The sequence below is a fragment of the Kitasatospora sp. NPDC059803 genome, from assembly GCF_042732255.1.
Classification (GTDB): Bacteria; Actinomycetota; Actinomycetes; order Streptomycetales; family Streptomycetaceae; genus Kitasatospora.
The window spans coordinates 3,974-8,632 of record NZ_JBHWIJ010000338.1 but is presented as its reverse complement, the minus strand read 5'-3'; the positions used below and the strand labels follow the sequence as shown (position 1 = coordinate 8,632).

Annotated in this window: 5 protein-coding genes and 1 pseudogene; 4 read left to right on the top strand and 2 right to left on the bottom strand. The window is 74.6% G+C overall.

All coding sequences use genetic code 11. The features are described from left to right. Positions 1–181: 181 nt before the first annotated feature. Positions 182–1,219, top strand: coding sequence for an LLM class flavin-dependent oxidoreductase (locus ACFV6I_RS34410; RefSeq protein ID WP_380429706.1), 1,038 nt, complete (start codon positions 182–184; stop codon positions 1,217–1,219). Positions 1,220–1,265: 46 nt separating this feature from the next. Here the strand turns inward: ACFV6I_RS34410 and ACFV6I_RS34405 are convergent, their stop codons facing one another. After that, a complete protein-coding gene (locus tag ACFV6I_RS34405; RefSeq protein WP_363375796.1) occupies positions 1,266–1,712 on the bottom strand; it encodes an Lrp/AsnC family transcriptional regulator in 447 nt (148 codons plus the stop codon). A 93-nt stretch (positions 1,713–1,805) separates the two neighbouring features. Between ACFV6I_RS34405 and ACFV6I_RS34400 the strand changes: the two genes are divergently transcribed. The 3 genes from ACFV6I_RS34400 (at position 1,806) to ACFV6I_RS34390 (ending at position 4,184) form a co-directional block, all read left to right on the top strand. Beyond that, positions 1,806–2,645, top strand: a complete 840-nt coding sequence (locus ACFV6I_RS34400; RefSeq protein ID WP_380429703.1) for a TIGR03619 family F420-dependent LLM class oxidoreductase — start codon at positions 1,806–1,808, stop codon at positions 2,643–2,645. Continuing rightward, positions 2,642–3,082 (top strand): nucleoside deaminase, encoded by a 441-nt coding sequence (locus ACFV6I_RS34395; protein WP_063345918.1) that lies wholly within the window; start codon positions 2,642–2,644, stop codon positions 3,080–3,082. Before ACFV6I_RS34400 ends, ACFV6I_RS34395 begins: the two co-directional genes overlap by 4 nt. Positions 3,083–3,176: 94 nt before the next feature. After that, positions 3,177–4,184: an NADP-dependent oxidoreductase gene (locus tag ACFV6I_RS34390; protein ID WP_380429700.1), complete on the top strand. Its 1,008-nt coding sequence runs from the start codon at positions 3,177–3,179 to the stop codon at positions 4,182–4,184. 54 nt (positions 4,185–4,238) lie between these two features. On the opposite strand, the pseudogene ACFV6I_RS34385 reads toward ACFV6I_RS34390, so the two are convergent. Then, positions 4,239–4,659 (bottom strand): annotated as a pseudogene (locus ACFV6I_RS34385) (hypothetical protein); the annotation flags it as partial.

The window sequence follows — 4,659 nt, the reverse complement described above, 5'->3', positions numbered from 1 at the left end:
CGCCCCCCCCCCCCCCCCCGCCCCGTACCGGGTCGGTATTGAGGGGGGATTGCGCCGTGTTGCGCGCCGATGTCCGATCCCGCGCCGATCTTGTGGGGACGCGAGCCGCCTGCGTACGTTCGACGGGCACCACCCGCCCGGCCCTCCCGGGGCCGCCTCACACCACCCGGAGCCACCCACCATGCCGCCGACCCCACGACCGCTGCGGAAACTCGGCTTCCTGACCATCGGACTGTTCGACGAGGCCGACCCGCGCCGGGGCCACGAGTCCACCCTCGACCTCATCACCCTCGGCGAGCAGCTCGGCTTCGACAGCGCCTGGCTGCGCCACCGCCACCTCCAGTACGGGATCTCCTCCCCCGTCGCCGTCCTCGCCGCCGCCTCCCAGCGCACCAGCCGCATCCACCTCGGCACCGCCGTCACCCCGCTCGGCTGGGAGAACCCGCTGCGCCTCGCCGAGGACCTCGCCACCGTCGACATCCTGTCCGGCGGCCGCCTCAACCCCGGCTTCAGCGTCGGCCCGCCCACCCACTACGACCGGGTCCGCGGCGCGCTCCACCCCGACACCGGCGAGCACGAGGACTTCGGGACCGGTCGCGCCGAGCGCCTCCTCGGCCTCGTCCGCGGCGAGCCCGCCTCCGACTTCGCCGGCACCGAGGGCATCGAGGTGTACTCCCGCCGGGTCCAGCCGCACTCCCCCGGCCTCGCCTCCCGGCTCTGGTACGGCGCCGGCAGCCTGCGCTCCGCCCGCTGGGCCGGCGAGCACGGGCTCAACCTGCTCACCAGCAGCATCGTCAAGGCCGGGGAGCCCGGGGAGTCCGAGGACTTCGCCGAGATCCAGCGCACCCAGATCCGCGCCTTCCGCGCCCAGCACCCCGACGGCGAGCGCGCCCGCGTCTCCCAGGGCCTCGTCGTCATCCCCACCGACGGCGCCAGCCCCGAACAGCGCGCCAAGTACCAGGCGTACGCCCTCGCCCGCACCCCGCGCACCCTCGCCCCGCAGGGCCCGGCCCGGATGGTGTTCGCGCCCGACCTGGTCGGCCCGTCCGAGGAGATCGCCGAGCGGCTGCACGCCCACGCCGGCTACCAGGAGGTCGACGAGGTCGCCTTCGCCCTGCCCTTCACCTTCGACCACCAGGACTACGTGCAGATCCTCACCGACCTCGCCACCCGCCTCGGCCCCGCCCTCGGCTGGCAGCCCTCGACCGGGCACGGCTGACCCGGCGTCCGGCCGCGCCGAGGGGCGCGGCGAGGGGCGCGGCGGCTCAGGGCCGGTCGGGGCCGCGGGTGGGCAGCGTCTGGCTGTAGACGACGCTCGTGGTCGTGCTGCCGAAGCCGGCCAGCTCGTCCACGAGCGTCTCCAGATGCTCCATGGAGGTCGCGGCGACCTTGAGGGTGTAGCAGTCGTCGCCGGTGGTGCGCAGGCACTCCAGGAGCTCCCGCCGCTCGGCGAGCAGCCGGCGCAGCGGCTCGTGCCGGTTGCCCGGGTACTTCAGCCGGACGACGGCGAGCACGGGGTAACCGACCTTGGCCAGGTCGACCACGGCGTGGTAGCCGGTGATGACGCCCAGCGCCTCCAGGTTCCGCACCCGTTCCGTGGTGGCGGACGAGCTGAGGTTCACCCGCCGCCCCAGCTCGCTGAGGGAGATCCGGGCCTCCCGTTGCAGCTGTCCGATGATCTGCCAGTCGACGTCGTCGAGATTCACGGCCATTTTGCGATTCTACCGGCAGAACCACGGCGGAGAGCGATGATCACCGGGATGGTTCGGTTCCGTCGGCCATGATCACCGGGATAGCCTCGGTCCATGCAACTTGGCGTCAACGTACCGAACTTCGGGCCCGGGACGGACCCCGGCGTGCTGCGCGAATGGGCGCGGACCTCGGAGGGGCTCGGCTTCGACCTCCTCATGCTGTCGGACCATGTGACCATCACCCCGGACGTGGCCGTGCGGTACCCGGAGCCGTTCTACGAGCCGTTCACCACGCTGTCCTGGCTGGCCGGTCTCACCACGGACCTGCGGCTGGGCACGAGCGTGCTGATCCTGCCCTATCGGCACCCGCTGCTGACGGCCCGGCTGGCCGCCAACCTCAGCCGGCTCAGCGGCGGCCGGTTCGTCCTCGGGGTGGGCGTCGGCTGGGCGCGGCAGGAGTTCGACGCGCTCGGCGTGCCGTTCGCCGCGCGCGGCCGACTGACCGACGAGTACCTGGGCGTGCTGCGGGACGCCTGGCGTCCGGAGACTCCGGGGGCGGGGATGGGGACGGGGGGCCACGCCGCCCCGACGCCCGTCTGGGTCGGCGGCCACAGCGAGGCGGCGATCCGGCGCGCGGTCAGGTTCGGCGACGCCTGGCACCCGCTGCGGCTCCCCCTGCCCCTGATGCGCTCGATCCTGGCGGAGCACTCGCTGCCGGGATTCTCCCCCCGCATCGCCCTGCGGATCACCGAGGCGCCGGTCGACGATCCCGAGCGGCCCGCCGGGGTAGGCACCGTCGAGCAGGTCCTCGACGACCTCGACCAGCTGCGGCTGCTCGGCGCGGACACCGTCGTCCTCGACCCCTACCACGGCGATCCGGAGGAGACCCGTCGGCCCCGCACGGCCTGGCAGGCGCTCACCACCGTGGCCACCCACTGGAAGGACCGATCGTGATCACCCCGGCCGACGAAACCCTCCTGCGGCGCGCCGTCGCCCTCGCGGCCCGGGCGGTCGCCCTGGGCGACGCACCGTACGGCTCCCTGCTGGCCGGCCCGGACGGCGCGATCCTCGCCGAGGCGCACAACACGGTGCGGCGCGACGACGACATCACGGCCCACCCGGAGCTGAAGCTCGCCCGTTGGGCGGCCCGCGAACTCGACCCGGACCTGGCCGCCCGCACCACCCTCTACACCAGCTGCCAGCCCTGCGGCATGTGCGCCGGCGGCATCGTCCGCTCCGGCCTCGGCCGGGTGGTCTTCGCGCTCTCCACCGAGCAACTCGTCGAGCTCAACCCGCAGTCGGGCGCCTGGCCGACGGTGGCCCAGGACGGCCCGGCCCTGTTCGACGAGGCGCGCGCACCCCTCGACGCCTACTACCGGCCAGGCCGCTGACCTCGACGCGCCGGGCGGGCACTGGTCAGATGACTAAGCGCTTGCTTAGACTCGGGCCTCCAGTGCAGGCCCGCGCGCGCCCCCAGGAGACGTCATGACCGCGACCAACCGTCAGATCCGCCTCGCCCGTCGGCCGGTCGGGGAGGTGCGGGCGGAGGACTGGGCCCACGGGGCGGAGCCGGTGCCGGCGGCCGGGCCCGGGCAGTTCGTGGGGCGGACGCGGTACGTGTCGCTCGACCCGGCGATGCGCGGGTGGCTGGACGACCGGCCGTCCTACCTGCCGCCGGTCGGGCTGGGCGAGGTGATGCGGGCCGGGTCCGTGGTCGAGGTCGTCGAGTCCGACCACCCGAAGTTCCGCGTCGGCGACCACGTGGTCGGCAGCTTCGGCGTCCAGGAGTACGTGGTCTCGGACGGCAAGGGCGCACTGAAGGTCGACCCCGCGCTCGCGCCGCTGTCGACGTACCTCGGCGCGCTCGGCATGCCCGGGATGACCGCCTACTTCGGGCTGCTGGACGTCGGGGCGCTCAAGGAGGGCGAGACCGTGGTGGTCTCCGGCGCCGCCGGGGCCGTCGGCAGCCTGGTCGGGCAGATCGCCAGGATCAAGGGCTGCCGGGTGGTCGGCATCGCGGGCGGCCCCGAGAAGTGCGCGCTGCTCACCGGGGAACTGGGCTTCGACGCGGCGATCGACTACCACTCCGAGGACCTCCGCAAGGCGCTGCGCGACCACGCGCCCGACGGCATCGACGTGTACTTCGACAACGTCGGCGGGGACGTCCTGGACGCCGCGCTCACCCGGCTCGCGATGCACGCCCGGGTGGTGCTCTGCGGGGCGATCAGCCAGTACAACAACGAGACCGCCGTGCAGGGCCCGTCCAACTACCTGTCACTGCTGGTGCGGCGGGCCCGGATGGAGGGCTTCGTGGTGTTCGACTACGCGCCCCGCTACCCGGAGGCGGCCCGGGAGCTCGCGGGCTGGATCGCGGACGGCCGGATCAAGGTCAAGGAGCACGTGGTGGAGGGGACGGTGGACGACTTCCCGACCGTCCTCGGGATGCTCTTCCGCGGGGAGAACACCGGCAAGCTGGTGCTGCGGCTGAGCTGATCCCGGCCCGGGGGGGGGGGGGGCGGGGGGGGGCCGCCCCCCCCCCGGGGGTGTTCAGAGCAGGCGCTTGATCTCGCCGCGCGCCCGGTAGAAGCCGCCCGAGGCGGACTCCCGCACCTCGGCGACCAGGTACCGCGCCCCCGCGACCCGGACGTCCTTCGGGAACTGCACCCGCCGGCCCGGGTCGAAGCCCGCCGACACCACCCGCACCCGCAGCCGGGCGCCGTCCTGCACGCACTCGACCTCGATCCCGCCGCCGGGCAGGCCGCCGGTGCCGGTGACCACCGTCTCCAGGGCCGTGCCCGGCCGCACCGCCTCCCAGCCGGCGTTGCGCACCTCGGCGGTGGCCGGCAGGGTCCCGCCCTCGGCCGCCCGAACGGCCTGGGCGCGCGCCGCCCCGCCGGGCCGCGACGCGGCCCGGGGCGCCCCGGTGTTCCCGCCCGCCCCGCGCACCCGACTCTGGACCGGGCCCCCC